Source organism: Kiloniella sp., from assembly GCF_965205715.1.
Classification (GTDB): domain Bacteria; phylum Pseudomonadota; class Alphaproteobacteria; order Kiloniellales; family Kiloniellaceae; genus Kiloniella.
This window is the reverse complement of the sequence record NZ_CBDBHW010000014.1, coordinates 632,874-657,328: the sequence shown is the minus strand read 5'-3', so window position 1 is coordinate 657,328 and position 24,455 is coordinate 632,874. Positions and strand designations below refer to the sequence as shown.

The 24,455-nt window shown below is 46.7% G+C and carries 24 protein-coding genes; 16 read left to right on the top strand and 8 right to left on the bottom strand.

The window, feature by feature from the left end; genetic code table 11:
• Nucleotides 1-5: 5 nt before the first annotated feature.
• Both uraH (ACOGW3_RS19880) and ACOGW3_RS19875 read right to left on the bottom strand, forming a co-directional pair.
• Nucleotides 6-359, bottom strand: coding sequence for a hydroxyisourate hydrolase (gene uraH, locus ACOGW3_RS19880; RefSeq protein ID WP_419904541.1), 354 nt, complete (start codon nt 357-359; stop codon nt 6-8).
• Between the two features lie 157 nt (nt 360-516).
• Nucleotides 517-1,464, bottom strand: coding sequence for a LysR family transcriptional regulator (locus tag ACOGW3_RS19875; protein WP_419904540.1), 948 nt, complete (start codon nt 1,462-1,464; stop codon nt 517-519).
• 115 nt (nt 1,465-1,579) lie between these two features.
• Here ACOGW3_RS19875 and ACOGW3_RS19870 point away from each other — a divergent pair, with 115 nt between their 5' ends.
• The 12 genes from ACOGW3_RS19870 (at nt 1,580) to tnpC (ending at nt 14,042) form a co-directional block, all read left to right on the top strand.
• Nucleotides 1,580-2,506 carry a LysR family transcriptional regulator gene (locus tag ACOGW3_RS19870; protein ID WP_419904539.1) on the top strand — a complete coding sequence of 309 codons (927 nt, stop codon included), beginning with the start codon at nt 1,580-1,582 and terminating at the stop codon, nt 2,504-2,506.
• A gap of 112 nt (nt 2,507-2,618) precedes the next feature.
• The gene (gene uraH, locus ACOGW3_RS19865) at nt 2,619-2,966 is read left to right on the top strand and encodes a hydroxyisourate hydrolase (protein ID WP_419904538.1); all 348 of its coding nucleotides are present in this window, start codon (nt 2,619-2,621) and stop codon (nt 2,964-2,966) included.
• 112 nt (nt 2,967-3,078) lie between these two features.
• A complete protein-coding gene (locus ACOGW3_RS19860) occupies nt 3,079-4,425 on the top strand; it encodes a uracil-xanthine permease family protein (RefSeq protein WP_419904537.1) in 1,347 nt (448 codons plus the stop codon).
• A gap of 23 nt (nt 4,426-4,448) precedes the next feature.
• On the top strand, nt 4,449-5,801 hold the full coding sequence (locus ACOGW3_RS19855) for an 8-oxoguanine deaminase (protein ID WP_419904536.1): 1,353 nt from the start codon (nt 4,449-4,451) through the stop codon (nt 5,799-5,801).
• Nucleotides 5,802-5,915: 114 nt separating this feature from the next.
• A complete protein-coding gene (locus ACOGW3_RS19850; protein ID WP_419904535.1) occupies nt 5,916-7,094 on the top strand; it encodes a urate hydroxylase PuuD in 1,179 nt (392 codons plus the stop codon).
• Nucleotides 7,095-7,121: 27 nt separating this feature from the next.
• Entirely contained in the window at nt 7,122-7,637 is a 516-nt protein-coding gene (gene uraD / locus ACOGW3_RS19845) for a 2-oxo-4-hydroxy-4-carboxy-5-ureidoimidazoline decarboxylase (protein ID WP_419904534.1), read from the top strand.
• The gene (gene puuE, locus ACOGW3_RS19840) at nt 7,634-8,557 is read left to right on the top strand and encodes an allantoinase PuuE (protein WP_419904533.1); all 924 of its coding nucleotides are present in this window, start codon (nt 7,634-7,636) and stop codon (nt 8,555-8,557) included. The genes uraD and puuE overlap by 4 nt, the downstream gene beginning before the upstream one ends.
• Nucleotides 8,558-8,606: 49 nt before the next feature.
• Nucleotides 8,607-9,113 (top strand): ureidoglycolate lyase, encoded by a 507-nt coding sequence (locus ACOGW3_RS19835; protein ID WP_419904532.1) that lies wholly within the window; start codon nt 8,607-8,609, stop codon nt 9,111-9,113.
• Nucleotides 9,114-9,261: 148 nt separating this feature from the next.
• Nucleotides 9,262-11,436, top strand: a complete 2,175-nt coding sequence (locus ACOGW3_RS19830) for a malate synthase G (protein WP_419904531.1) — start codon at nt 9,262-9,264, stop codon at nt 11,434-11,436.
• 302 nt (nt 11,437-11,738) lie between these two features.
• Nucleotides 11,739-12,077, top strand: a complete 339-nt coding sequence (locus tag ACOGW3_RS19825) for a hypothetical protein (protein WP_419901112.1) — start codon at nt 11,739-11,741, stop codon at nt 12,075-12,077.
• Nucleotides 12,077-12,439: an IS66 family insertion sequence element accessory protein TnpB gene (gene tnpB, locus ACOGW3_RS19820; RefSeq protein ID WP_419901111.1), complete on the top strand. Its 363-nt coding sequence runs from the start codon at nt 12,077-12,079 to the stop codon at nt 12,437-12,439. Before ACOGW3_RS19825 ends, tnpB begins: the two co-directional genes overlap by 1 nt.
• 55 nt (nt 12,440-12,494) lie before the next feature.
• Nucleotides 12,495-14,042 (top strand): IS66 family transposase, encoded by a 1,548-nt coding sequence (tnpC, locus tag ACOGW3_RS19815; RefSeq protein WP_419901110.1) that lies wholly within the window; start codon nt 12,495-12,497, stop codon nt 14,040-14,042.
• 617 nt (nt 14,043-14,659) lie between these two features.
• Here the strand turns inward: tnpC and ACOGW3_RS19810 are convergent.
• Nucleotides 14,660-14,803 carry a hypothetical protein gene (locus tag ACOGW3_RS19810; protein WP_419904530.1) on the bottom strand — a complete coding sequence of 48 codons (144 nt, stop codon included), beginning with the start codon at nt 14,801-14,803 and terminating at the stop codon, nt 14,660-14,662.
• Between ACOGW3_RS19810 and ACOGW3_RS19805 the strand changes: the two genes are divergently transcribed.
• From ACOGW3_RS19805 to ACOGW3_RS19795, 3 genes are all read left to right on the top strand, one after another.
• The gene (locus tag ACOGW3_RS19805) at nt 14,790-16,022 is read left to right on the top strand and encodes an ISL3 family transposase (protein WP_419901077.1); all 1,233 of its coding nucleotides are present in this window, start codon (nt 14,790-14,792) and stop codon (nt 16,020-16,022) included. The two genes, ACOGW3_RS19810 and ACOGW3_RS19805, sit on opposite strands and share 14 nt — an antisense overlap.
• A 68-nt stretch (nt 16,023-16,090) precedes the next feature.
• Complete coding sequence (locus ACOGW3_RS19800) at nt 16,091-16,438, top strand: hypothetical protein (RefSeq protein WP_419904529.1); 348 nt, start codon at nt 16,091-16,093, stop codon at nt 16,436-16,438.
• Nucleotides 16,439-16,779: 341 nt separating this feature from the next.
• On the top strand, nt 16,780-18,624 hold the full coding sequence (locus ACOGW3_RS19795; protein WP_419904528.1) for a hypothetical protein: 1,845 nt from the start codon (nt 16,780-16,782) through the stop codon (nt 18,622-18,624).
• Nucleotides 18,625-18,672: 48 nt separating this feature from the next.
• Here ACOGW3_RS19795 and alr read toward each other — a convergent pair whose 3' ends face one another.
• The 4 genes from alr to dgcN all read right to left on the bottom strand — a co-directional run bounded on the left by alr (nt 18,673) and on the right by dgcN (nt 22,736).
• Entirely contained in the window at nt 18,673-19,797 is a 1,125-nt protein-coding gene (gene alr, locus ACOGW3_RS19790) for an alanine racemase (protein ID WP_419904527.1), read from the bottom strand.
• A gap of 96 nt (nt 19,798-19,893) precedes the next feature.
• The gene (locus tag ACOGW3_RS19785) at nt 19,894-20,742 is read right to left on the bottom strand and encodes a D-amino-acid transaminase (RefSeq protein ID WP_419904526.1); all 849 of its coding nucleotides are present in this window, start codon (nt 20,740-20,742) and stop codon (nt 19,894-19,896) included.
• A gap of 12 nt (nt 20,743-20,754) precedes the next feature.
• Nucleotides 20,755-21,741, bottom strand: a complete 987-nt coding sequence (gene dgcA, locus ACOGW3_RS19780; protein ID WP_419904525.1) for an N-acetyl-D-Glu racemase DgcA — start codon at nt 21,739-21,741, stop codon at nt 20,755-20,757.
• The gene (gene dgcN, locus ACOGW3_RS19775; RefSeq protein ID WP_419904524.1) at nt 21,738-22,736 is read right to left on the bottom strand and encodes an N-acetyltransferase DgcN; all 999 of its coding nucleotides are present in this window, start codon (nt 22,734-22,736) and stop codon (nt 21,738-21,740) included. The genes dgcA and dgcN overlap by 4 nt, the downstream gene beginning before the upstream one ends.
• A 313-nt stretch (nt 22,737-23,049) precedes the next feature.
• On the opposite strand from dgcN, the gene ACOGW3_RS19770 reads away from it, so the two are divergent.
• The gene (locus ACOGW3_RS19770) at nt 23,050-23,505 is read left to right on the top strand and encodes an Lrp/AsnC family transcriptional regulator (RefSeq protein ID WP_419904523.1); all 456 of its coding nucleotides are present in this window, start codon (nt 23,050-23,052) and stop codon (nt 23,503-23,505) included.
• 10 nt (nt 23,506-23,515) lie between these two features.
• On the opposite strand, the gene ACOGW3_RS19765 is transcribed toward ACOGW3_RS19770, so the two are convergent.
• Nucleotides 23,516-24,262: a substrate-binding periplasmic protein gene (locus ACOGW3_RS19765; protein ID WP_419904522.1), complete on the bottom strand. Its 747-nt coding sequence runs from the start codon at nt 24,260-24,262 to the stop codon at nt 23,516-23,518.
• Between the last annotated feature and the right edge of the window lie 193 nt (nt 24,263-24,455).

Genomic DNA, 24,455 nt, shown 5'->3' with positions numbered 1-24,455 from the left:
ATCTATTAGCTCCCACGATAGGTTGAATAGCCAAAGGGCGACAAAAGAAGGGGTACGTGATAGTGAGCTGTTGCATCTGCAATACCAAATCGTATGGGGATTATATTTAGGAACAACGGATCCGGGAGGTCATGGCTTTGTTGCTTAAGGTAATTCCCAGCCATAAACCGTAGTTCGTATTCGCCAGTGGAAAATTCGTTGTCATCTAAAATAGGTCTGCCCACACGGCCATCATCATTAGTAGTGACAGATTTAACGAGTACAGATTTATCCCCTTCGAACTGCCAGAGTTCGATAGTAAGATCCTTCGCAGGCAAGCCACTTGCGGTATCAAGAACATGTGTTGTTAGTCGCCCCATGCGACCGTACTCCCCAAACGTGGCAATAGCTTGTGTCTCTTTATCGTGGACACTTAAGGCGTAGCCGTAATTATTACTTATTGATTAATTAAAGTATGACAGGTGCGGCGTGATCTAAAAAGAACAATGTTTAGATCTCTGGGATCTAAAAAAGGCATCAATTGATCGGGTGTGCTTTTAGATGTTCAACCACGTGACTTTCAAACATATGAGTGGCCGGAGAAGGTGTTCTTGCAGATTGTCTGATCAGCATCAACCTGTCCATGGGGAGGCTTTTGTCGGTCAGAGGCAGAAATTTTAAAGCTCCTGATTTGAGGTGATGTTCAATACCGACACGAGTTTGAAAGGCAACGCAACGCCCTTCTTGCGCCATGGCAGCCATAACCCGTAGAGAATTGGCTTCCAAAATGGGTTTACGGATAATTTTTGAAGAGCCAGAGGTCTGTTCATTTGTAAAGCCATCAATGGCAGCATCAAGTGCCAGCCTCAGGCTGAGGCCTCGTGCCGGATAGGCGTAGGGGTGCTCAAAGCATTCTTTTAGATCAACGCTTTTCTTTTTTGCCAGTGGATGTGTCGAAGATACAATTGCTCCGACCTCAATGCTTTCTTCAAAACCGATATCAAGTCCATCTAGCGTGGAAGGGTTATAAGTAAAACCAAGATCTGCTTCTCTGGAATGCACCATTTCTGTCACCGCATCGGCTACTGTTACGGTTAATAATATTTCTATTGAAGGGAATTTTTCTGAAAAATCTGCCAAAATTTTTGGAAGTAAATTCACGGAAACAGATTCTGCAGTTGCAATTTTAACCCGCCCTCTTTGCAAGCCTCTGAGCTCATCAATGACGCCAAGGGCATCTTCGTAATCCTGCAGAGATACTTTTGTTTGGGTCAAAAGAACCTGTCCCACTTCGGTAAGTAGCATCGTCCGCCCTGTGCGCTCAAACAATTGCATGCCCAGGGCTTCTTCCAGCATCAAAATCTGTCGGTTTACGGCAGAGGATGCAATATTCAGTTCTCGGGCCGCAGCGCGAATGGACCCGGCCTCTGCTGTGGCTGCAAAGTACCGAAAAGCGGTTGAGACAAAGGCATCATCTATGCGCATAATTAGTCGTCCGAGTAGAGAAAGTTGTTTAGTTATGATTGAGCTAATCTCTTCTTAGGCTATAAGAAAAGGAAATCTTTTCAAACCCATTGTCTGTTTTCGAGGATTCCAATCATTGAAAATTGAGCGCGCTCATACGCTATATTCACCCGCCTTACGGTATTTCGTTGCTGTTGCTGAGCATGGATCCATCCGCGAAGCAGCAAGACAACTCAATATTGCATCGTCTGCGGTGAATAGACAGATTCTTGGGCTGGAAGAAGAGTTTGGTATCCAGGTGTTCGAGCGTGTGGGGCGAGGGTTACGTATTTCACAAGCCGGAGAGTTACTTCTCAAACATGCAAAGGCGGTGCTAACTGATTTTGAGGCTGTTACCGAGCAGATAGATGATTTGCGCGGTCTGCGCCAAGGTGTGGTCAGGATTGCTTCTGTTGAATCCGTAGCCGATGCCGTCTTGCCTGGTTTAAGTCAAAGCTTCTTGGAACTTTACCCGGGTGTTACGCTTGAAGTGACCATAACCAGTTCTGAAAAAGTCAGTAAGATGATTTCTGCTGCGGAGGCTCATATCGGGTTTACTTTTAACCCGCCTGATCATGAAACACTTCGCGAGATTGTGAAGTGGGAGCTGAAAGTTGGTGCTGTCGTTGCGCCAAATCACCCTCTTGCCGGGAGGGAAAGTTGTTCTTTTGCAGATTGTCTGGAGTATCCCTTGGCATTGCCAGCTGGGAATTTGTCATTGGCCAAGATTATTGAAGTTCCCCTCGCACGGCTTAAGAGCAAACCAAAGTCTTTTATCAAGGCAAACTCTTTGAGGTTCATGCGAAACATTGCCCGCAATGGCGAACATGTCACTTTCCAAACCATTCTTGGTATTGAGGCGGAAAGAAAAGCAGGGCTGCTTGCACATATAGAACTTACCGATACCGATATCCCGTATGATCGACTGGTGGTTTTAACCAATGCCACCCGGCAACTTTCCCTTGCGCCTTCAATCTTTGCCGAACACGCTGAAAGCGCACTTAAAGAGTACATTTCAATCTAGTGATCACAAAATAGCATCGATACGATCTAAAAAGACTTCTTTTGTGATCATATAGACTGCGACATACTGCCCCACATAAAAATTAATAATAAAGAAGTTCAGGGTGAGCAGTATGGGGTGTTTAACAACACATGTGCTTGATACAGTATCAGGCACTGCAGCAGCGGGATTGCGTATTGAGCTTTTCCGGGTTGGAGAAACGACCCCGGTTAGGGATGTTGTTACAAATGAAGATGGCCGCGTTGATGGTCCAATTCTTGAAAAAGATAGCTTTTTAAATGGAAGCTATGAACTTCATTTTCATGCTGGTGACTATTTAAGAAACCTTGGGCAGGAACTTCCTGAACCTGCATTTCTTGATGTCATCGTAATCCGTTTTGGCATTGCCGAGACAGACCAGCATTATCACGTTCCCTTGTTACTATCGCCTTATGGTTATTCGACTTATCGGGGGAGCTAATGATGAAGCAATCAGGCTCCTTGATTACGGTTGTGCTAAAGGCACAGCACCTAGCAAAGTCGGGACAAAAAAGAATACCCGGCCTAAATAAAGCAACAGGGGGAAACCTGATATGAGTAAAGTATCCCAAGCAATGGGTAACGGGGGTGCTGCGGTTGATGCACAAACCCTTAAAGATCCCAATTATTGTCCACCTTTAAAAGAAGCTATTCCACTTGGCCTACAACACGTGCTCGCTATGTTTGCGGGTAACGTGACGGTTCCGATTATTATCGCTGGCGTGGCAGGTCTTTCTGGAGGAGACAAGATTTTCCTTATCCAGACCGCTATGTTTGTGGCCGGGGTCGCAACGCTGATCCAGACGATTGGTTTTGGACCTGTTGGTGCCCGTTTGCCGATCGTTCAAGGTACGAGTTTTGCTTTTATTCCGATCATGATCCCAATCGTGAAAACCGCTGGTTTAGGTGCTCTTTTCGCCTCTGCAGCAATTGGAGGGGTTTTCCACTTTTTCCTTGGTACCTTTATTGGGCGACTACGTGGATGCCTTCCACCGTTGGTTACTGGCATTGTCGTGCTGTCCATTGGTTTGGCCTTGATCCCCATTGGTATTAAATACGCAGCTGGTGGCGCAGGTCCTGTTCCTGATTTTGGGGCATGGCATCATCTTGGTTTGGCTCTTTTGGTGATTGTCGTCACCCTTGGGGTGAAGTTCATGGCCAAGGGTTTCCTTTCTGCTTCTGCCATTCTTGTTGGCCTTGTAGTTGGTTACCTCGTTGCGATCCCCATGGGCATGGTTGATTTTGGCCGGGTTGGTTCTGCTGATTGGTTTGCTGTGCCATCTCTTCTTCAGTATGGCTTTGAAATCAATATGGCTGCGGTTGCGGGTATGCTTCTAATATCTGTGGTCAGTGCGATTGAAACGGTTGGTGATATCTCTGGGATTACCACTGGAGGTGCTGGGCGTGAAGCAACGGATAAAGAGCTTGCTGGTGGTACCATGGCTGATGGTCTGGGAACCGCAGTCGGTGCGCTTTTTGGAGCGATGCCAAACACTTCTTATAGCCAAAATGTCGGTCTTGTTGCTCTGACAGGTGTCATGAGCCGTCATGTGGTTACCTGTGGTGCCGTGTTCCTGATCGTTGCAGGTCTGTTCCCCAAAATTGGCGCTGTTATTTCAGTAATGCCTAACGCTGTTCTTGGCGGCGCATCAATTATCATGTTTGGCATGATTGCTGGGGCAGGGCTCAAGCTCTTGTCTATGACGTCTTTATCTCGTCGTGACATGGTTATCATTGCTGTATCTCTGGGTATTGGTCTTGGATTGAAATCAGTGCCAGAAGCAGTCGCGGCTTTCCCTGCAACGGCTAAAATACTTCTTACTTCAGGTCTAGCACCTGCCGCATTCCTGGCAGTTATGTTGAACCTGATCATACCAAAAGAAGCTTCCGAAGAAGCTTAACGCTACTGGATATAAAGAACGATATGAAAACTCTATTAATTAAAAACGCACGTGTTCTCGTCACGATGGATGAGAACCGTAGAGAGCTCAAAGAAGGTGCTCTTTATGCCGTGGACGGTGTAATCAAGGCGGTCGGATCAGTAAGTGATCTGCCCCAGGATGCGGATACCGTTCTGGACTTGAGGGATCATATCGTTCTTCCCGGTTTGGTGAACACGCACCACCATCTCTACCAATCACTTACACGAACATTTGCCCAGGATGAACCCCTGTTTCCCTGGCTCCAGTCCCTCTATCCGGTCTGGTCACATCTAACACCCGATGCAATCAAAGTATCTGCTCAGGTGGGCATTGCCGAACTGTTGTTATCCGGCTGTACCACCACAAGTGATCACCTCTATCTATTCCCTAACGGCAGCCGCTTGGATGATTCCATTGAAGGCGCCATGGAAATGGGCATTCGTTTCCATGCAACCCGTGGCTCGATGTCCTATGGCGAGAGCGACGGTGGTTTGCCGCCTGATAGTGTGGTCGAAAAAGAAGATGCAATTCTCAAAGACAGCCAACGGCTGATTGAAACCTATCACGATGCTTCCGAGGGCTCCCGCCTTCGCATCGCCTTGGCCCCTTGTTCGCCGTTTTCCGTATCACGCGACTTGATGCGTGAATCTGCAATTCTTGCCCGATCCATGGGGGTTGGTCTGCATACCCATTTAGCAGAAAACGTCGAAGATGTTCTCTACAGTAAAGAAAAATTTGGCCTCACACCGGGACAGTATGCCGAAGAACTCGGATGGACCGGGGATGATGTCTGGCATGCCCATTGTGTGCAGCTTAATTCGGATGAAATCTCTCTCTTTGCCCGCACCGGAACCGGTGTAGCGCATTGTCCTTGTTCCAACATGCGTTTGGGATCTGGCATCGCTCCGGTTCGTGAAATGTATGATGCGGGGGTAAAGGTTGGCCTCGGTGTTGATGGATCAGCGTCGAATGATAGCGGACACCTGTTGGCAGAAGCGCGTCAGGCCATGTTGTTACAACGGGTTAAACTTGGCGCACGGGGTATGAAAATCCGTGAGGCGATTGAAATTGCGACAGTAGGCGGAGCCAAGGTGCTCAACCGATCTGATGTCGGGGTGTTGGCGCCGGGTTATCAGGCTGACTTTGCCGCTTTCAAACTCGATGCGTTATATCATTCTGGTGCGGAACTCGATCCCGTTGCAGGTCTCATGCTCTGCACGCCAGCCAATGCCAATTACACGGTTGTTGGCGGAGAACTTTTGGTCAGCGAGGGAAAAATCACCCGCTTAGACATGCAGCCTCTGTTACAACGCCATCGAAATATCGCAATCGATCTCGCAAATAAAGCGGTCTGATTGCTCACGCATTCGGTCATTATTCCGGGTGTAATTGAAATAATGGGTGTCATAACACCCGACTAAAATCGCGATTTATAAATTGCGAAATACGATCAGGAAGGATGAATTTTCATGGAATCATTTGCTGTAGACTGGCTCAACCTGCTTATCCGTTGGGCGCATTTGATTGCCGGTGTGGGCTGGATTGGAACATCCTTTTATTTCATCGGTCTCGACCTTTCTTTGCGTAAACGTGAAGGTCTGGACAAAGATGTTTATGGTTCCTCCTGGCAGGTCCATGGCGGTGGATTTTACAACGTCGAAAAATACCTCGTTGCCCCAAAGAAACTTCCCGATGATCTCGTGTGGTTTAAATGGGAAGCGTATCTGACCTGGGTGACGGGTTTTGCCTTGCTTGTGGTGCAGTATTATTGGAACGCAAACTCTTATTTGATTGATCCAGGCGTTATGGTTCTGGAACCTTGGCAAGCAATCTCGATTTCTGTCGCCAGCCTTATTGGCGGGTGGTTGATTTATGATGGCATCTGTCGTTCTCCCATAGGTAAGAACACAGGCCTGCTGGCTGTTTGCCTATTCATCCTGATCTTGGGTGCGAGTTATCTCTTTACCCATGTCTTCTCTGGCCGCGGTGCCCTGATCCATGTTGGTGCCTTTGTCGGTACGATCATGGCGGTCAACGTATTCGGGATTATTATTCCTAATCAGAAAAAAGTCGCTGCAGCTTTGATGCGCGGGGAAGCGCCGGATGCGCGTTATGGTCAAATTGGTAAACAGCGTTCCGTCCACAACAATTACCTGACCGTTCCTGTTTTGCTGATGATGGTGAGCAATCACTATCCTATGCTTACCGGGCATCCGCATAGCTGGCTCTTGGTTGCTCTTATCCTGGTTATAGGTGCATCCATACGTCACTTGCTTAACCGTCACGAAGCCGGAGATGTGTTCAAACAATATGCCTGGACATTGCCGCTTGCGGCTGTTGGTTTGATCGCAGCGATGATCATGACGGCACCTGTTGCACGGGATTACGGCGATGGTAAAGTTTCTGACACCGCTGTGTTAAACTTGATGGATAAGCATTGCACCAGTTGTCATGCTGCGGCACCGACCAGTGATATGGTTGATGAAGCCCCTCAGGGACTTGAGTTTGAAAGTATAGCAGATATCAAACGCTATATGGGTCGGATCAAGGCCCAGACGGTTGATAGTGATGCCATGCCACTCGGTAATGAAAGCGGTATGACCGAGGCAGAGCGCACCACGCTTGGTGCTTGGATTGCGCAACAGTAAATTGGGAATGGTTAAAGGTACTTAGTGATGACATCTAACTATTCACTCGAAGCTGTTAACGCCTTGGATGTTGCATCTTTTGCAGACATCTTTGGTGATATTGCAGAGCATTCTCCCTGGGTGGCGGAAGGGGCGGGCCTTGTCCGTCCTTTCCCAAGCCGGGAAGACATGATTTCTGTTTTCGCACAAGTTATGCAAGCTGCCGAACGTGACGCACAGCTCGCTTTGATCAGGGCCCATCCAGATTTAGCAGGGAAGGCCGCTTTGTCAGGCGAGTTGACAGAGGATTCAAAAAACGAACAGGCGGGGGTTGGACTTGATCAACTCAGTGCAGAAGAATTTGCCCGCTTTACCGATTTGAATAATCGCTATCTGGAGAGTTTCGGTTTTCCTTTTATCTTTGCAGTGAAGGGCGCAACCAAGTTCATGATCCTAGAAGCATTTGAAAAACGCTTGAATAATGATCCCGAGGTTGAGTTTCAAACTGCGCTTGAGCAAATAGCCAGAATTATTCGTTTTCGTTTAGAGGACCGCGTTCAATGAGTTCTAGCTCTTCAGAATACCCAAGAGACCTTATCGGTTACGGGAGCGATGCTCCCAAAGTCATTTGGCCGGGTAAAGCAAGGGTCGCAGTCCAGTTCGTCCTCAATTATGAAGAGGGCGGTGAGAACTGTACTCTACATGGTGATCCCGCTTCAGAAACATTCCTGTCAGAGATCATTGGCGCAGCGGCTTTCGAAAACGCCCGTCATATGTCCATGGAATCAATCTATGAATATGGCTCTCGGGCCGGGGTATGGCGTATTCTAAAGCTGTTTAAAGAACGCGATATACCGATAACGCTGTTTGCCGTTGCTATGGCCATGGAGCTCAATCCTGATGTAATAGAATCTGCCATGAAAGATGGTCACGAGATCTGTAGCCACGGATATCGCTGGATCAACTATCACGGTATGTCGATAGAGCAAGAGCGCGAACATATGGATCGGGCGATTGAGATCCAGAAGCGGATCACGGGGGAACGACCACTGGGGTGGTACACGGGGCGGACGTCAGAAAATACCCGACAACTCGTCGCCGATAACGGTGGTTTTGTCTATGACGCGGATGACTATTCCGATGATCTGCCGTTCTGGTCAACCCAAGTGGATAAGCCTCATCTGGTGGTGCCCTATACGTTAGATACCAACGACATGAGATTTGCATCTGCTCAAGGATTTAACACGGGTGATCACTTCTTCACCTATCTCAAAGATGCTTTTGATACGCTTTATGAAGAGGGCGCGGAAGAACCAAAAATGATGTCAATTGGTTTACACTGTCGTCTGATCGGTCGACCCGGGCGTTTTGCTGGCTTGAAGAAGTTTGTCGATTACATCCAGTCACATGACAACGTCTGGTGTGCGCGGCGTATCGACATTGCCAACCACTGGATCGAAAACCACCCTTATCTGGAAACATAGCACCCTGTATTTGCTATACTGATTGAAAACTTTAAGAAAAGAACTCGAGATGTCGTCTGAAATTGTTACCCTTCGTCCTGAACCGCTAACGGCAAAGGCTTTTGCGCCTTTTGGTCAGGTGATAGAGGCTGATCACGATAAAAGCTATTTGATCAACGAAGGCACAACCAGACGCTTTCACGATCTCGCTCAAGCTGATGTGGCTGACGAAGAGGGGGAGGCGATCCTCTCGATCTTCCGGGGCACACCACGTTCTTTACCGATTGCGATATCGATGCTGGAACGCCACCCCCTGGGCAGTCAGGCTTTTGTGCCTATGCAACCCGCGCCTTGGTTGATTGTGGTATCGGAAGACGAAAATCCAACCCCTGCTTCGTGTCGGGCGTTTCTTGCCACCGGGAGCCAAGGGGTTCAATATGGCAAGAACATCTGGCACCACCCCTTGCTTGTTCTGGAACCGACCCAGGATTTCCTGATCGTGGATCGTAAGGGAATGGGTGATAATTTAGAAGAACGCTGGTTTGAAGGACAAGGGGCCATCCTTCAGATACCTTAGGAAAATACCTTAATCCCATCATAAGTTTATCGTCCTAGAATAAGGTAGTACAAGATAATCAGATTTTTACAGTAAACCTTAGTCAAATTTTTAAACACCTAAACACTAAAGCTGGACACCACTTAAAAACTAGCTGGAAAGTATAACAATGACTGATCGCATTAAGATCGGCACCCTGCGGATAGAAAAAATCCTGCATGACTTCGTAACAAACGAAGCGTTGCCAAACACCGGAATAACCCCTCACAATTTTTGGAGTGGTCTAGAAACTCTGCTTGTTGAACTCACACAGGAAAACAGAGATCTGCTCGCCAAAAGGGGAATGTTGCAACAACAACTGAATAATTGGCATAAAACAAATCCGGGTCCCATCCAAGACCATGCCGCCTACCAAACCTTTCTAGAAGAGATCGGATATTTGGTTCCCAAAGGTGATGATTTCACCATTGAAACGGCTAATGTCGATAACGAAATTACCTCTGTCGCAGGTCCGCAGCTTGTGGTGCCCGTAATGAATGCCCGTTACGCCCTGAACGCTGCTAATGCGCGTTGGGGAAGCCTTTATGATGCCCTCTATGGCACAGATGCCATATCCGATAGCGGCGGGGCAGAAAAACAAGCCAAGTTTAATCCGTTACGCGGTGAAAAAGTCATCGCGTGGGCGAAATCTTTTCTGGATAAAGCAGCTCCTTTGGTTGATGCATCCCATGGTAACGCGGTTTGTTACCAGATAGATGATGGTAAACTCATGGTCAAACTTGATGATGGCGCGCGGGTTCGTCTCAGTGCGGAAGCCGAGTTCCTGGGCTATCGTGGTGATCTGCAAGGAGCCTTTGCCATTCTTATCCGTCACAACGGTTTACATCTTGAAATCCTGATTGATCGCAAACACGCCATCGGTAAGTTCGATCAAGCGGGCATTGCGGATGTTGTGATTGAATCTGCGCTTTCGACCATTATGGATTGCGAAGATTCCGTCGCGGCTGTGGACGGCGACGAAAAGGTCGCGGTTTATCGGAACTGGCTCGGTTTGATGAAGGGTGATCTCGAAACCCAACTCAACAAAGGCGGTAAAACCATTACCCGCAGTCTACAGGCTGATCGTACTTACCAAAAAGCATCAGGTGAAGAATTCACCCTTCAGGGCCGCAGCCTGATGTTGGTGCGTAATGTTGGTCATCTTATGACCAACCCGGCGATCCTCGTGGGCGAAGAAGAGCTTGAAGTGCCAGAAGGGCTGATGGACGCCATGATTACCGCTATGATCGCAATCCACGATCTGAAGAAAGCAACGGGCCCCCGCAACAGCCGGACAGGCTCGGTTTATATCGTTAAGCCAAAGATGCATGGCCCGGAAGAGGTCGCTTTTGCAGACAAGATATTCACACGGGTAGAAGAACTCTTAGGCCTTGAGCGCCATACCCTGAAAATTGGCATCATGGATGAAGAGCGCCGGACGACGGTGAACCTTAAAGAGGCCATCCGTGCCGCCAAAAATAGAGTGTTCTTTATCAACACGGGTTTCCTTGATCGCACCGGGGATGAAATCCACTCCGCCATGGAAGCCGGACCCATGATCCGCAAAGGCGATATGAAAAATGCCGCCTGGATCAAAGCCTACGAAGATTGGAACGTGGACATTGGTCTTGCCTGTGGCTTCAGTGGTCGGGCCCAGATCGGTAAAGGCATGTGGGCGATGCCCGATTTGATGGCAGACATGCTCAATCAAAAAATCACTCACCCCTTGGCTGGCGCCAATACATCATGGGTACCTTCACCCACAGCTGCGACCTTGCACGCCAGTCATTATCACGCGGTGAACGTCTTCGATCGTCAATCTGAACTGGCCAGTAGAGAACGTGCCTCTCTCAATGATCTGATTTCAGTCCCGGTCGAAAAAAACACCAACTGGTCCCCGGACGAAGTGCAACGCGAACTCGATAACAATGCCCAGGGTATCCTCGGCTACGTCGTGCGTTGGATCGATCAGGGCGTTGGCTGTTCAAAAGTACCGGATATTAACGACGTCGGTCTGATGGAAGACCGTGCCACCCTGCGGATCTCAGCTCAACACATGGCCAATTGGCTGCACCATGGCATCTGTAGTGAAGCACAAATACTGGAAACCATGAAGCGCATGGCAACCGTCGTTGATAGCCAAAATACAGGCGATAGCAGCTATCAGCCGATGTCAGCCGACTACGAAAACTCCGTCGCCTTCCAAGCCGCCTGTGATCTCGTGCTCAAAGGTGCTGTCCAGCCCTCAGGTTATACTGAACCAATCCTGCACGCCAAGCGGTTGGAACTGAAAGCAAAAGCTTGAGATTATAACAATTAATCTTCATGATAAAAGGCGGGTGAGAGAAAGTCTCTCACTCGCTTTTTTTTATTCTCAATCTTTGGGTTATTATTTAGGGATCAAAAAGTTGATGATTGTGAGTAATGCAAAAAAGTTATTATTATCTGTATGTTTACTTGGTTTGTTTGCTTGTGATCCTGGCCCAGGTTTAGCGTTTCGAAATCACTTTAATATAGCGTTATCAACGGTGAGCGTGACGTTAACCGCATCTGTTTGAGCTAATGAATAATGGTTATGCTTCATTTTTCTTTTGAATGGAGCGTTTAATGTCAGCAATTGAGAACGATTTATCGCGAACAGAATTCCATTGGCTTGAGCATGCGCGTTCGTGTGAGTTAAACGGGGTGGGCATGAAAGCTTATGCCGAGGCACACGATCTTGACCTGAAGGATTTTTATCATCAAAAGGGGGAGCTTGTTAAGCGGGGTCTTTTTGTTGTTTCTAGTCGAGATGAAAATTTACACAAGATTGTAAATGGTTCAGCTGATGGCCCAGGCTTATTGTATTGTCAGGTTTGCCTTCGTAACGGGCTAGAAGTCAAATGGCCTGTTTCGGGGAGAACATCGGATTTAACATCTATTGTAGATGCACTTGAAGGTCTGTGATGCGGCGGCCTTCAGATGCTTTGCCCGTCATTTATCTTTGCGCAAATCCCGTTGATTTTCGTCGCGGCATAAATGGTTTGTCGATGCTTGTTGACGACATCCTCAGCCTTGATCCATTCTCTGGCTACCTCTTTGTTTTTTCTAATCGTCTAAGCAACAAGGTCAAGTTACTTTACTGGGAGAAAAACGGATTTTGTTTGTGGCAAAAGAGCCTTGAAAAAGATCGGTTTCATTGGCCACGACACTTGAGCAAAGGAGCCCGTATAGAGCTCAGTGGTCGCCAATTGAACTGGTTGCTGGATGGTGTTGACCTCCGTCATGTGAAAGAGCATAAGCCTGTAAATTATTCGGAGATATATTAAATATTTACAGCACTTTATACTGTTTTGAAGAGTATAAATTTGGTATACTTCGGCTATGTCAAAAGCGCCCATTTCTTTCCCTGAAAGCCTTGAAGAATCACGTATTTTAATAGGTGGTCTTCATGCGCGTATTGATATTCTTGAAGAGCAAAACAGATTATTGCGTCATCAGCAGTTTGCCGCTTCCAGTGAGAAGACATCCCCGCAAGAGCAAGGTCTCTTGTTTGATGAAGCAGAGGAAGCGGCTGAGGACGACACAGGGGCAGAAGACGATGATAAAGAGATCAAAGTTCCAGCTCATACCCGTAAAAGGGGTGGACGCCGCTCTTTGTCAAAAGACTTGCCCCGTGTGCGGATTGAACACGATATCCCCGAAGAAGAAAAGATTTGCGCTTGCGGATGTGGTCTTATGGCCAGAATTGGGGAAGAAGTCACCGAACAATTGGATATAATTCCGGCTAAAATGCAGGTTCTTCAGCATGTGCGTTTCAAATACGCCTGTAAATCATGCGAAGAAGGCGTAACAATCGCGCCCTTGCCACCACAGCCCATCCCCAAAAGCATCGCTTCTGCTGGACTTCTTGCTTATGTGGTAACGGGAAAGTATGTGGATGGCCTGCCTCTCTATCGTATGGTACCTGTTCTGAACCGCTCCGGTGTGGAGTTTAACCGTACATTACTCTCGCGGTGGGTGATCAAATGTGGTGATCTTGTTCAGCCCCTGATTAATCTGTTTACCGACCATCTCCTAAACTACGATATCATTGCCATGGATGAGACTGGCGTTCAGGTCTTGAAAGAACCTGGGAAAAAACCTCAAAGCAAATCCTACATGTGGGGGCAAAAAGGAGGCCCTCCGGACCAGCCAGTGATCCTGTTCCACTACGATCCCTCCAGGGCGGAGGATGTGGCAAGGCGATTGTTGGAAGGTTACACTGGGTATCTTGTTAGTGATGGATATCAGGTCTATCTGAATGTGACATCCGACAGCACAATCATCGGCGTCGGATGCATGGCTCACGCCCGGCGTAAGTTCAATGATGTCATCAAGGCACGGAAGAAGTCCAAAAGGCGAAAACCCGGCCTTGCCGATCATGCCATGGAGGCCATCAGAGCTTTGTACCGCATTGAAAAGCTCGCAAAAAACATGAGCGATAACGAACGTCGGCTATTACGCAAGGAAAAGGCCAAACCAATCCTTAAAGACTTGAGAGAGTGGATTACCAAGGTCAAATCGTCGGTGCCGCCGACATCGTTACTTGGCAAGGCTTTGCACTACATTGATAAGCAGTGGCCTCGGCTCATTCGCTACCTTGATGATGGCCGCTTGCCAATTGATAACAATGAAATGGAGCGCGTAATTAAGCCGTTTGTAATAGGAAGGAAAAATTGGCTGTTCTCAAAATCCCAAAATGGTGCCAAGGCCAGTGCAAATCTTTACTCTATCGTCGAGACCGCCAAGGCTAACGGGATCGAGCCATATTCATATCTTCGACACATTTTTACCCAATTACCTAAAGCAAAAACCGTCGAAGACTTTGAAGCTCTGCTGCCCTGGAACGTCAACAGAAACAACGTAACACCTTACATCATGCAAAAATAGGTGCGGTTAACGTCACGCTCACTATCAACGTATGAAATATACGAACAATCTCATAATTCTATTGTCACAGAATGGCCTGTTTGTGAGATCAAATACGTAAGGACAAAAGCTTATTTTGATGAACACTATGTTCGTAAACTAATAATTTTCGATAGTGATAAGGAAGTAAAGGTACTTACAGAAACTCAACTAAACGAGATAAGCTCAAGAATTTACGATTTAGCTGTCCAAAATGGAGGAAAAGGTTTCGGATTTATAGTTGAGGTAGATGCAGACCATATAAATATCTATGAGAAGAAATTCACCACAGATAATGGGTTTTGCTTGTAATTAATTATGATAATTTGGTATCGACCTACCAACCAGATCGCTTACAATTTTGGCTCAATTCAATTGTAAGCTTTGCTGTTTTAGAAAATGGAATTTAATTGATTGAAACTTTAACTGCTTTTGAAAAGGGAATGGCAACTTAGGTTTATCAACGTACTATTCCGCATATTCTTATACTGTTAGAAAGGGAGGAGGGTAATAAATGGATGCGAAAATATTACAACATACTCCAATGTCAGGCAGATATAAGGAGTTGCAATTTGATGTAAATGACCAGACAACATGGGTCATATTTGAAGATGAAGATTACGATGAGTATTGTGGCTCTTCTCCGCTTTGTTGAGTAGAAAAAGATGCCGACCGCCAAGTAACCTGTTGATATGTATGGTTTCTGATAACTTTACATAGAGCAGGTATATGACAATCAACATCTCGCAGCATATTTTAGGCCTCAAAGGGCAACGTGTAAATGAAATTAAACTGGATGACGGCGGTGTTAAGATTGTCATTCACTGCAGCCGAGACGCGCGTAGGAGGGCTATAGACCCTGCTACAGGCCAGAAGGGAAGCATCAACCAGCATGTCCGCCGACAAGTAAACGACATCCCCCTTTTTGGGTATCCTTGTGTGGTCGAGATTGAGCTGGCGCAGGTTTATATTAACAAGGGCGAACGCCGCATTGAGGGGTGTGATTTTGTTGATAAAGGGTGCCGTTTCACTCACCGATTTTGCCGACTGATCAGTGGATTATGTCGGCATATGTCTATTCAAGCGGTTTCCAGACATTTGGATATACGATGGGAAACGGTCAAGAATATCGACAGGGCATACCTTATTGAAACTCTCCCTACGCTTGATCCTGCAGAGCTAACTGGCTTGGAATATATTGGTGTAGATGAAGTTGCCCGGGCGAAAGGTCATGACTACATGACGGTGGTCTACGATATGGTTGGCGGTCATCTGATCTGGGTTGAAGCAGGCCGAACTGCCGAGGTTTTTTCAAGGTTTTTGAAACAACTGCAACCAGATACAGCCTGCAAAATAAAGGCCGTAGCGATGGATATGGGGCCTGCCTACCAAAAGGCTGTCAGAGAGTCCTTGCCGTTGGCCGACATAGTATTTGACCGTTTCCACGTCATGAAAAACTACAGCAAAGCTATCCATAATCAGCGTCGACTTGAGTTCAGAAAGGCCGATCCAAGTGGTAAAGAGTTGATGAAAGGGACACATTATCTGTTGCTCAAAAATGCGGATAAGTTGAGTGAAAAACAAAGTGACAAGCTGCAAAGGTTGCTGGAGAGCAATAGCAACCTGAATGCACTTTACGTCTTGAAAGAACAGCTTCAGCTGCTGTGGAGTGCCGCTTCATTTGAGGCGATGGCGGAGCAACTGGAACGTTGGTGCCTGATAGCAGATCAGTCACAGATGCTCTATCTAAAAAAGTTCGCGAAATCCCTACGGAAACATTGTGTGGGCATCTGCAACTACGCCAAACACAAGCTCACAAGCGCCAGGATAGAGGCTGGTAATGTCAGTATAGGAATGATCCGTAAGCGAGCCAGAGGCATCAAGGATACCGAATACTTCAAACTCAAAATTAGACAATCATCCATTCCAGATAATCAATCTATGCTCTATTTGAAATCCTAAATCTACTCAACAAAGCGGAGAAGTGCCAGTATTGTGGTGTTTTTGGTGGGGGAGATAAGCCTGGGTCAATGTTAGCAATTGAAGATAATATCGTATTTTTAGTTTCATTTGGTCAGGGTTATCTGTTTGATATAAATGGTAGAAAATTACTCCACAAGACAGATTGTGATTATTTGGTAAATATTATTTCAGGGAAATATAAAAAATATTTCATTGCTAGTACTTTGACTGATATCATTATTTATAAAGAAGATGAAATATGGTCTAGTGACCGAGTTTCATCCGATGGCATTAATTTCACGAAGATAAATAATAACGTACTTCATGGTGAAATTTACGATTTTAGTAATTGGGTTCCATTTACCCTAAATCTTGAAACATTTGAATATAAATGCTCATGGGAATTTCCTTTTTAAGGAAGCATCTAGGATAGATGTAGTAATCTCAAAAATAATTTTCAAATTCTACTTATGCGTAGACCTCCCTTTATAAAGTCGAATTGGCATTACCTAAGTCAGCAATGAAATCATACATCCTTCCGAACAGTACGATCACTAACCCGCGTATATAGCTCATAAGCTGGGGTTCTAGCCATGGCGGCGGCGTTTACGACAAGGTTGTCGGGGCCTTCTTTTCTTTCACGTTTTCTATTTGTGCTCTTAAACTAAAAATCTATTTTTGAACCTTCATAGGTATCCCCTCGACTAAATCGTCAAATGGTTCATTTCAACCAAACGATTAATCATAGGAGCTCGTTATGAAGTATTCTGATTTCACATGTACAGCTTTGTTGTTGGGAGGATTGTTGTCAATCCCTCAGTTAGCAGCGGCTGATCCCGTGAATATTTCAACGGGAAGCATGGCAATAGGTAGTGATGGCACTCAATATGTAATTAAACATTTTGGGGCTCTATCGGCCAATGTTGAGCTCGATGCAGGAGTAGATGGTCGGTTAAAAAACTGGACCACGTTCTTTAAATTAAGAACAGAAGAGGTTCCTTGGGATTATTTTGAAGAGTCAAAATCTCCTAATCAACATTATACATGGCTCGAAAATATTAATGCGGTGGAAAAGACCGTCCCATTGGAAATGCCCGCTCTTTCTTTTACGACTTATGTTGTGAATAAATGCAATGGGATGGCGAATGATTTACGCCAAGGTGGTCTTGGTGATGCTGCTATATTTAGTGTTGATAGAAATATAGATATTTCCGTCATAGAGCATTTCGATTTCACAATTTATTCAGAAAGTGGGTTTGGAACGGATAACTATAATTGGGGACAAGCTGCTGATTTTACCGTGACTTGTGAAAAATGGGCAGGAGCAGTCGTTCAAACAGGCGTAACGGGACTTTCCCCAGTTGCTCCGGTGGTGTTGGGTTCTTGGCTTTTTGCGGAAGAAACATCGCTTCCCAATGGTTATTGTAAGATTAGGTTAAACGGCACCTTCAAGGCATCACAGCCCGGGCTGGAAGTGGAATTTCATTACGAAGACAACACCGGTCTTGAAAGCGATAAGAAAACGGAAACCGCTGATGGAAACGCCAATGCGGCTTTTTCACATGAATACGGCGTCCCTTATAGCCCTGCTGGTCCTGTAAGTGGCTGGATAAAAATTGTCGGGGACAGTCACGAGTTTGAGTCCCAGCCTATGAACTATGAAATGGATTGTGCGCCTGCGGGCAAGGGCCAGACCCAGTTTGGTATAACACAGCCACCAAAAATTAAAGTGGATCATGTAGAACTCAAGAATTTTATTATGCTGGCGGACAAACGCGTTTGTCCGATGAAAGCAACTGTTTATGGTGTGGTATCAACAAATGGCACGCCCTTCGATGGTAATGCCGCCTTACAGGTGAAGGTTCATGAACAAAACAAGTATTCTGGTGTTCAAAACCTTCATATTGGTGCAAATGGATCATGGCCTGTTGTTCACACTGTCGACCTGGACTGGTCATCGCAAAGTCCATCAAACGGAACTTTTGCACAATCAAATGCAATCGGTCCAACCTCTATGACGCTTTATAGCAAGGTAAAACTTTATAATGCTGACATGGAGGCCATTCAGCCCGTTATGCCTTTGTCCCCCTTGTTGGTAGAATGTAGAAACGCCTATACCAGCATACAATCTTCATTGTCTCAGGCTTTTGTAAATCAGCAATCCAATGCACGTTCAGGTAGCCCGAAGAAAAACGCGGTACGCGCAGGGACTTCTACACGAACAATTCTAAGTACAGGTCTTGCGAGACAAAAACAAACCCGTGTAGGAACTCCTGCGAAGGCGGTTACGCGAGCTAATGTAAAAGCCATCAAGGTTGAGTTACCGGATTTAGTGGTGAAGTCTGCTTCTGTTGTTGGTCAAGGGAATTGGCGGATTAAGGTTGCCAACATCGGGAAAGCCAAGTCAGCTGCGACCACAGTTTGGCTTAAGGGGAAAAACGGAAAATCCCTGGTTGGTAAGGTCGGCCCACTTAACAAAAGACAGAGTGCATGGGTTACGGTTAAATCTGGATCCCTCATTGTAACTCCGACAATTATGATTGATCCCAGAGGGCAGATCGTCGAAGCAAACGAAAAGAATAACCGCCTCAAAGTCCGCTAGAATACGTTTTTAATTTGGCACGGATATAAAGATGTTCGGAAGTATGTACTATAAAACATACTTCCGAACTGTCCGATCACTAACACGGGTAAACAGCTCGTAAGCTGAAGTTCCGGCCATAGCGGCAGCGTTTTCGACCAGGCTGTTGGGGCCGAATATTTCGACCATGTCGCCTTTATTGAAAGCGTCTGAAGGAATATCTGTGAGATCGATGGTGATCATATCCATGGAGACACGGCCGAGTATTGGGGTGTTGAACCCGTTGAGGGATACCTCGTGACCTTCTTTGGTTTCATGCCGGAAGAAAGCGCGCATCACACCATCGGCATATCCACAGAGAATAACGCCGATTTCGCTATCTTCGATCATTTCTGTCGCACCATAACCCACGGCATCTCCGGCCTTGAGGTGTTTTATCTGAGCCAGTGGAGCCCTGAAAGTGGCGACAGTTTTAAGGCGAGAGCAGTTATTTTCATAATAATGCGGATCGTGGCCATAGAGACCGATGCCGGGACGAACGAGATCAAAGTGATATTCCGGTCCAAGTAAGATGCCGCCGGTATTTGCAAGACTAGCGGGTACATTTGGAAATTCAGCGCGGATTACCTTAAAGGCTTCGAGCTGTTCTGGATTGTGACGGGACTGTTGCTCATCTCCGCTTGAAAGGTGGCTCATGACCAGTTTGATGTCGAGTTGACCAAGCTTCGTTTTATCGGAAAGCAATGTTTCCAAGTTTTGAGTGGAAAGGCCCAGACGATTAATTCCGGTTTCAAAGTGCAGTGCCACAGGCGCAGGGTTGCTGTGGGCTGAAATCCAGAGGTCAATACCTTCGATATCATAAAGGCAGGGAACAAGGTTGTGTTCTTTGAGCAGATCGCAATCCAAAGTGAGAAAGGGCGAGAGCACGAAGATCTTTGCATTGGGGAGCAGGGCTCTGATTTCCACACCTTCACCAGCCAGAGCGACAAAAAAGGTTTCGCAGCCTTCTTCACTGAGAACCTGCGCGACCCGATCACTGCCCATGCCATAAGCATTGGCTTTAATCACCCCCGAACATTCACCTGAAACCAAGCCTCTAAGTGTTTTGTAGTTCTCTACGACCGCACCGAGATCGACAACAAGCTCTGGGCTTGTGCTTTGAGGGGGAGTGTTGCTGGTGTATGTCTTTGTCATCAAGGGCGGCCCTGCTGGGGTAAGAATAGGCTGCCAGGTTGGGACGGAGGCAGCCTATTTTTCACTTATGGAGAGTTTGTCTTTTAACTCTCGTGTTTAACTTGCGAGAGCTTGTTCAATGTAAAGTTGGCGCAAGCGTTTAGCCAGTGGGCCCGGTTTGCCATCGCCAATGGCTTTGCCATCGAGAGAAACCACCGGTGTCACAAAGGTTGTGGCCGAGGTTACGAAAGCTTCTGCTGCATCGGCGGCTTCTGCCAAGGTAAAGGCGCGCTCTTCAACTTCCATGTCTGCTTCGTTGGCAAGCGAGAGTACAGCCCGGCGGGTGATGCCGTGCAGGATCTCGTTACCAAGATTGCGGGTTACGATGGTGCCCGCTTTGGTGATGATATAGGCGTTGTTAGAACTGCCTTCGGTGACATAACCATCTTCATAGAGCCAGGCATCATCAACGCCAGCAACCACAGCGGCCTGCTTTGCGAGGGCCGGAGCCAACAGACCAACGGTTTTAATGTCGCGACGGCCCCAACGGATGTCTTCAACGGAAATGACAGAAATCCCTCTTTCAGCAGCAGGGCTGTTGAGAAGGTTCTTTTCCTGGGTAAACATCACAAGCGTTGGCGTGGTATCTTTTGGGAAAGCGAAGTCACGATCGGCAGCGCCACGGGTGACCTGAAGGTAAAGGCCACCTTCTTTGAGGCCATTGCGCTTGATAAGTTCGTTTTGGATTTCAACGATCTCATCCATGGATACCGGGCTACCCATTTGAAGTTCGTTCAAAGAGCGCTGCAACCGTACCAAGTGGGCGTCGTTGTCAATCAGGCGGCCCTCGAGAACGGTGGAGACTTCATAAACGCCATCGGCAAAAAGAAACCCACGGTCAAAGACGGATACTTTAGCGTCTTCTTCTGGAAGGTAAGATCCGTTTACATAAACTGTTCTGCTCATATTCTTAAATCCTTAACCCCATAACGCTTTTTCAGGTGGGGAAATTTCGACACCAGTGAATATCAAACCAGGTTGGCAATCTTCTGCCAACAACAACGGTGCATCAAGATCGACAAGTTGACTTCCCTGAGCAACGACCATGGCGGGTGCCATAGCAAGGGATGATCCCAGCATGCAACCGGTCATGATTTCAAAGCCAAGAGCTTCAGCTTCTTTTTTCATTGCAAGCGCTTCGGTCAGACCACCGGTTTTATCGAGTTTGATATTGATCATATCGTACTTGCCAACAAGTTTTGGCAGGGACTTACGATCGTGACAGGACTCATCAGCGCAAATAGTAATAGGACGATCCAGATCTTTGAGGATCTCGTCATCAGCAGCCGGGAAGGGCTGTTCGATCATCTCGACGCCGAGCTTTAGTAATTCAGGAATAAGAGTTTCGTAAATCTCTTTGGTCCAGGCCTCGTTGGCATCAACGACGATACGGGCAGTGGGATGGCCTTTGCGAACAGCAGCCACGCGTTCCAGATCACCAGCCCCACCAAGCTTGAGCTTGAGAACGGGTTTGTCCTGATTATCGCGGGCACTTTGTTCCATTTTCTCTGGTTCTTCGAGAGAAAGTGTATAGACCGTGGTCGCCGAAGTCATATCTATACCGGCAATTTCCCACGCACGTTTGCCTGCTTTTTTTGCTTCGAGATCCCAGAGGGCGGCATCGACAGCAAAACGTCCAGCACCAGGGGCCAGAGCATCTTGCAATTCTTCGCGGCTCATACCTGCTTCCAATGCAGATTGGATCGCCTGGATCTGCGCAGTAACAGATTCCACGGACTCACCATAACGCGGGTAGGGGACGCATTCACCCTGTGCTTTGATGCCGTCTTCTTCGATATAGACGTTGAGCACGACGGCTTCGGTCTTGGACCCGCGAGAGATCGTGAAAGATCCCCTTATGGGCCAAGGGGTCGAAGATATGGTTACAGTTCTTTTTGAACTCATGACAGGTTGTCCACGATGGATGCAACACCCGTACGAACGGGATCAACAGTTGGCAGGCCAAACTCTTCTTCTGTTTTGGCAAGATAAGCTGTGGCTTCTTCTTCGCTAAGCTTGGAAGTATTCACAGCAATGCCGACGAACTTGGCGTTTTTGTTGGTCAGTTTTGCCGCTGCAAGGTTGGCATCCATGCATTCTTGAATGGTTGGCAATCCGAAGTCAGGCAGACCACGCATGTGTGTGCGTGTTGGTTCATGACAAAGAACCAGCGCATCAGGCTGAGAGCCATGGATCAAACCAAGGGTTACACCCGCAAATGAAGCGTGGAACAGGGATCCCTGTCCTTCGATGATGTCCCAGTGATCGTCAGAATTAGCCGGAGAATGGGTTTCTACGGAGCCGGAAATGAAATCAGCAGCCACAGCATCGACGGATACACCGTCGCCAGTGATCAGGATACCTGTTTGTCCTGTGGCACGGAAGTCTGCATCAACGCCACGGGCCCGAAGTTCTTTTTCAATCGCAAGGGTGGTGTACATTTTCCCGCAAGAGCAATCAGTCCCAACCGCGAGCAGGCGTTTACCAGAACGTTTGGAACCCGCAGCAACAGGATAAGCGCGGGAAGGATGGCGCACATCATGGATTTCACGGCCAAGGCGTTTGGCAGCTTCAGCCAGTTCTGGAACATCGGCGAGTTTGTTGTGCAGACCCGCAGCAAGATCAAGGCCTGCTTCCATGGCTTCGATAAGAGCAGTAACCCAGGTCGCATCGATAACGCCACCGCGGTTGGCAACGCCAACAACCATACTTTTTGCACCCTGAGCAACAGCTTCTGATGGTGTCATGTCAGTGAGGCCAAGATCTGCGTTGCAGCCCTCAAGGCGCAATTGTCCAACACAGTTTTCAGGACGCCAGTCACGAATGCCTTGGGCAACTTTAGCGGCAAGCGGATCAGCGGCATTGCCTAGAAATAAGAGATAAGGTGTTTTAATGCTCATACTATTTACTCCCAAATTGCACTATAGAATGGTGCAAGGTATTGCTCATAAAGCCCATCGTTTGTTCTTTGGGCGGTTTGCGGAAGCTATTTTTGGTGCGGGTTTTTGTTCAAATTTCCCCGTTCAGCCGAGTTGTTATCAGCTGAAAGAATAGACTTCTTTTTTCATCGTTCAACAGTTGGTTAGTGTTGGTGACTTAATTTTGGGGAATTATGCCAAATATTTTCTCGAAAAGGTTCCGAAAGTTTGCTATTAGAATTACTTTGTTTGGAAAATATTTCAAACAATTTTTAATTTAATAGGATATTATCCCGTGGATAAGATTGATGCGAATATTCTTACTGCTTTACAGCAAGATTGTAGAATGCCGATTTCTGTTTTGGCAGATAAGGTTGGGCTTTCGACATCGGCTTGTCACAGGCGGATAAAGTTACTTGAAAGTGGCGGGCAGATTTATGGGTATGTTGCCCAACTCGATCCAAAAGCCTTGGGTTATACAATCGAAATTTTCATGGAAATAACCCTGACCTCTCAAAGTGAAGAGGCCTTTGATAAATTTGAAACCGCGGTCCAGCAAACGCCTGAGATCTCTGAATGCCACTTTATGGCTTGTCAGGCTGATTATCTGTTACGTATTGTCGCCAAAAACGTTGCCGATTATGAACAGATCCATAGATCGGCACTGTCTCGTCTGCCTGGGGTCGCCCATATGCAGTCCAACTTTACCTTAAGAACTGTGCGGCCTTGGCGCGGGTATCCGGTCGGATAGATCTAAGACCCTATTGATACTTCTCGTGAATTTTCCTCATGGTGCCATCTTCATGCATATCAAAGATGATTTCTGAAATGCGACTGGTGAGGGCAACGTGTCTAGATCTTCGTGAGGTCGCAAAATAAACCGGTACTTCTTTCTTTGGATTAAAGAGCGCTTTTTCTAACTTTTCTTTGTACCCCATGGTCAAGATTTCATAGGACGCGTTGGGATCTGTGCCGACGTAGGTATCAATCCGCCCGGAATGTAGCATGGGAAGAAGCCTTTGTTCTTTATCCACATCAACTTTGGGAACTTTGCTGTCACTGTTAAAGGGTTCAAAGTAATGAGATTTGGATACGTAACCTACTCTTAGTTTATATAGGTCGTCGTAGCTTTTTAAACGGGCTGTTTCTCCTTTTCTGACATAGAAAACCACAGCTACGGCGGAATAGGGCGTTTCTGCGTATGCCATATATTTTTCACGTTCCGGATTGCGGGCAATGCCAGACATCAAATCAAGTTCGCCGTGCTCCATTTCCACTAAACAACGCTTAAAGGGGCAGTCTCTAATTATAAATTCAATTCCCAAACGGTTGGAAATCTCAAGGCCGACGTCATAGTTGATACCCGCAATTTGTTTTTGCTCGGTCAACCCGTAAGGGGGCCAATGAGATATGCCATAGTGGATTTTATCTGCAGCAAGGGCATAAGTGGAAGAGAATAGATATCCCAAAAGGGACAGATGCAGGAGGTGCTGCTTTAAAGATACCATCACAAATTCTTTCTTTATGCAGCGAGCTTATACATTATATCGAGAATAGATTAACCATAAGATAACGAAATTTATATCGGTATACTATAGTCTTAGCGTTATTTTTATAGCTAATTATATCGTTATGGTTAATAGAAAAATTTATCAAATGATAAAAAAAATTGACTATCCGGCAATATTCACCTTAGAATTA

What these genes read in the sequence shown, in the direction of transcription:
- puuE (WP_419904533.1), top strand. Translation starts at nt 7,634, where the DNA reads ATGAGTTCTAGCTCTTCAGAATACCCAAGAGACCTTATCGGTTACGGG.
- tnpB (WP_419901111.1), top strand. Translation starts at nt 12,077, where the DNA reads ATGCGGCGGCCTTCAGATGCTTTGCCCGTCATTTATCTTTGCGCAAAT.
- dgcN (WP_419904524.1), bottom strand. Translation starts at nt 22,736, where the DNA reads ATGAGCATTAAAACACCTTATCTCTTATTTCTAGGCAATGCCGCTGAT.
- ACOGW3_RS19835 (WP_419904532.1), top strand. Translation starts at nt 8,607, where the DNA reads ATGTCGTCTGAAATTGTTACCCTTCGTCCTGAACCGCTAACGGCAAAG.
- alr (WP_419904527.1), bottom strand. Translation starts at nt 19,797, where the DNA reads ATGACAAAGACATACACCAGCAACACTCCCCCTCAAAGCACAAGCCCA.
- uraH (WP_419904541.1), bottom strand. Translation starts at nt 359, where the DNA reads ATGGGGCGACTAACAACACATGTTCTTGATACCGCAAGTGGCTTGCCT.
- uraH (WP_419904538.1), top strand. Translation starts at nt 2,619, where the DNA reads ATGGGGTGTTTAACAACACATGTGCTTGATACAGTATCAGGCACTGCA.
- ACOGW3_RS19765 (WP_419904522.1), bottom strand. Translation starts at nt 24,262, where the DNA reads ATGGTATCTTTAAAGCAGCACCTCCTGCATCTGTCCCTTTTGGGATAT.
- ACOGW3_RS19825 (WP_419901112.1), top strand. Translation starts at nt 11,739, where the DNA reads ATGTCAGCAATTGAGAACGATTTATCGCGAACAGAATTCCATTGGCTT.
- ACOGW3_RS19785 (WP_419904526.1), bottom strand. Translation starts at nt 20,742, where the DNA reads ATGAGCAGAACAGTTTATGTAAACGGATCTTACCTTCCAGAAGAAGAC.
- ACOGW3_RS19875 (WP_419904540.1), bottom strand. Translation starts at nt 1,464, where the DNA reads ATGCGCATAGATGATGCCTTTGTCTCAACCGCTTTTCGGTACTTTGCA.
- ACOGW3_RS19860 (WP_419904537.1), top strand. Translation starts at nt 3,079, where the DNA reads ATGAGTAAAGTATCCCAAGCAATGGGTAACGGGGGTGCTGCGGTTGAT.
- dgcA (WP_419904525.1), bottom strand. Translation starts at nt 21,741, where the DNA reads ATGAGTTCAAAAAGAACTGTAACCATATCTTCGACCCCTTGGCCCATA.
- ACOGW3_RS19800 (WP_419904529.1), top strand. Translation starts at nt 16,091, where the DNA reads ATGTTAGCAATTGAAGATAATATCGTATTTTTAGTTTCATTTGGTCAG.
- ACOGW3_RS19795 (WP_419904528.1), top strand. Translation starts at nt 16,780, where the DNA reads ATGAAGTATTCTGATTTCACATGTACAGCTTTGTTGTTGGGAGGATTG.
- ACOGW3_RS19855 (WP_419904536.1), top strand. Translation starts at nt 4,449, where the DNA reads ATGAAAACTCTATTAATTAAAAACGCACGTGTTCTCGTCACGATGGAT.
- ACOGW3_RS19810 (WP_419904530.1), bottom strand. Translation starts at nt 14,803, where the DNA reads ATGTTGATTGTCATATACCTGCTCTATGTAAAGTTATCAGAAACCATA.
- tnpC (WP_419901110.1), top strand. Translation starts at nt 12,495, where the DNA reads ATGTCAAAAGCGCCCATTTCTTTCCCTGAAAGCCTTGAAGAATCACGT.
- ACOGW3_RS19850 (WP_419904535.1), top strand. Translation starts at nt 5,916, where the DNA reads ATGGAATCATTTGCTGTAGACTGGCTCAACCTGCTTATCCGTTGGGCG.
- uraD (WP_419904534.1), top strand. Translation starts at nt 7,122, where the DNA reads ATGACATCTAACTATTCACTCGAAGCTGTTAACGCCTTGGATGTTGCA.
- ACOGW3_RS19805 (WP_419901077.1), top strand. Translation starts at nt 14,790, where the DNA reads ATGACAATCAACATCTCGCAGCATATTTTAGGCCTCAAAGGGCAACGT.
- ACOGW3_RS19830 (WP_419904531.1), top strand. Translation starts at nt 9,262, where the DNA reads ATGACTGATCGCATTAAGATCGGCACCCTGCGGATAGAAAAAATCCTG.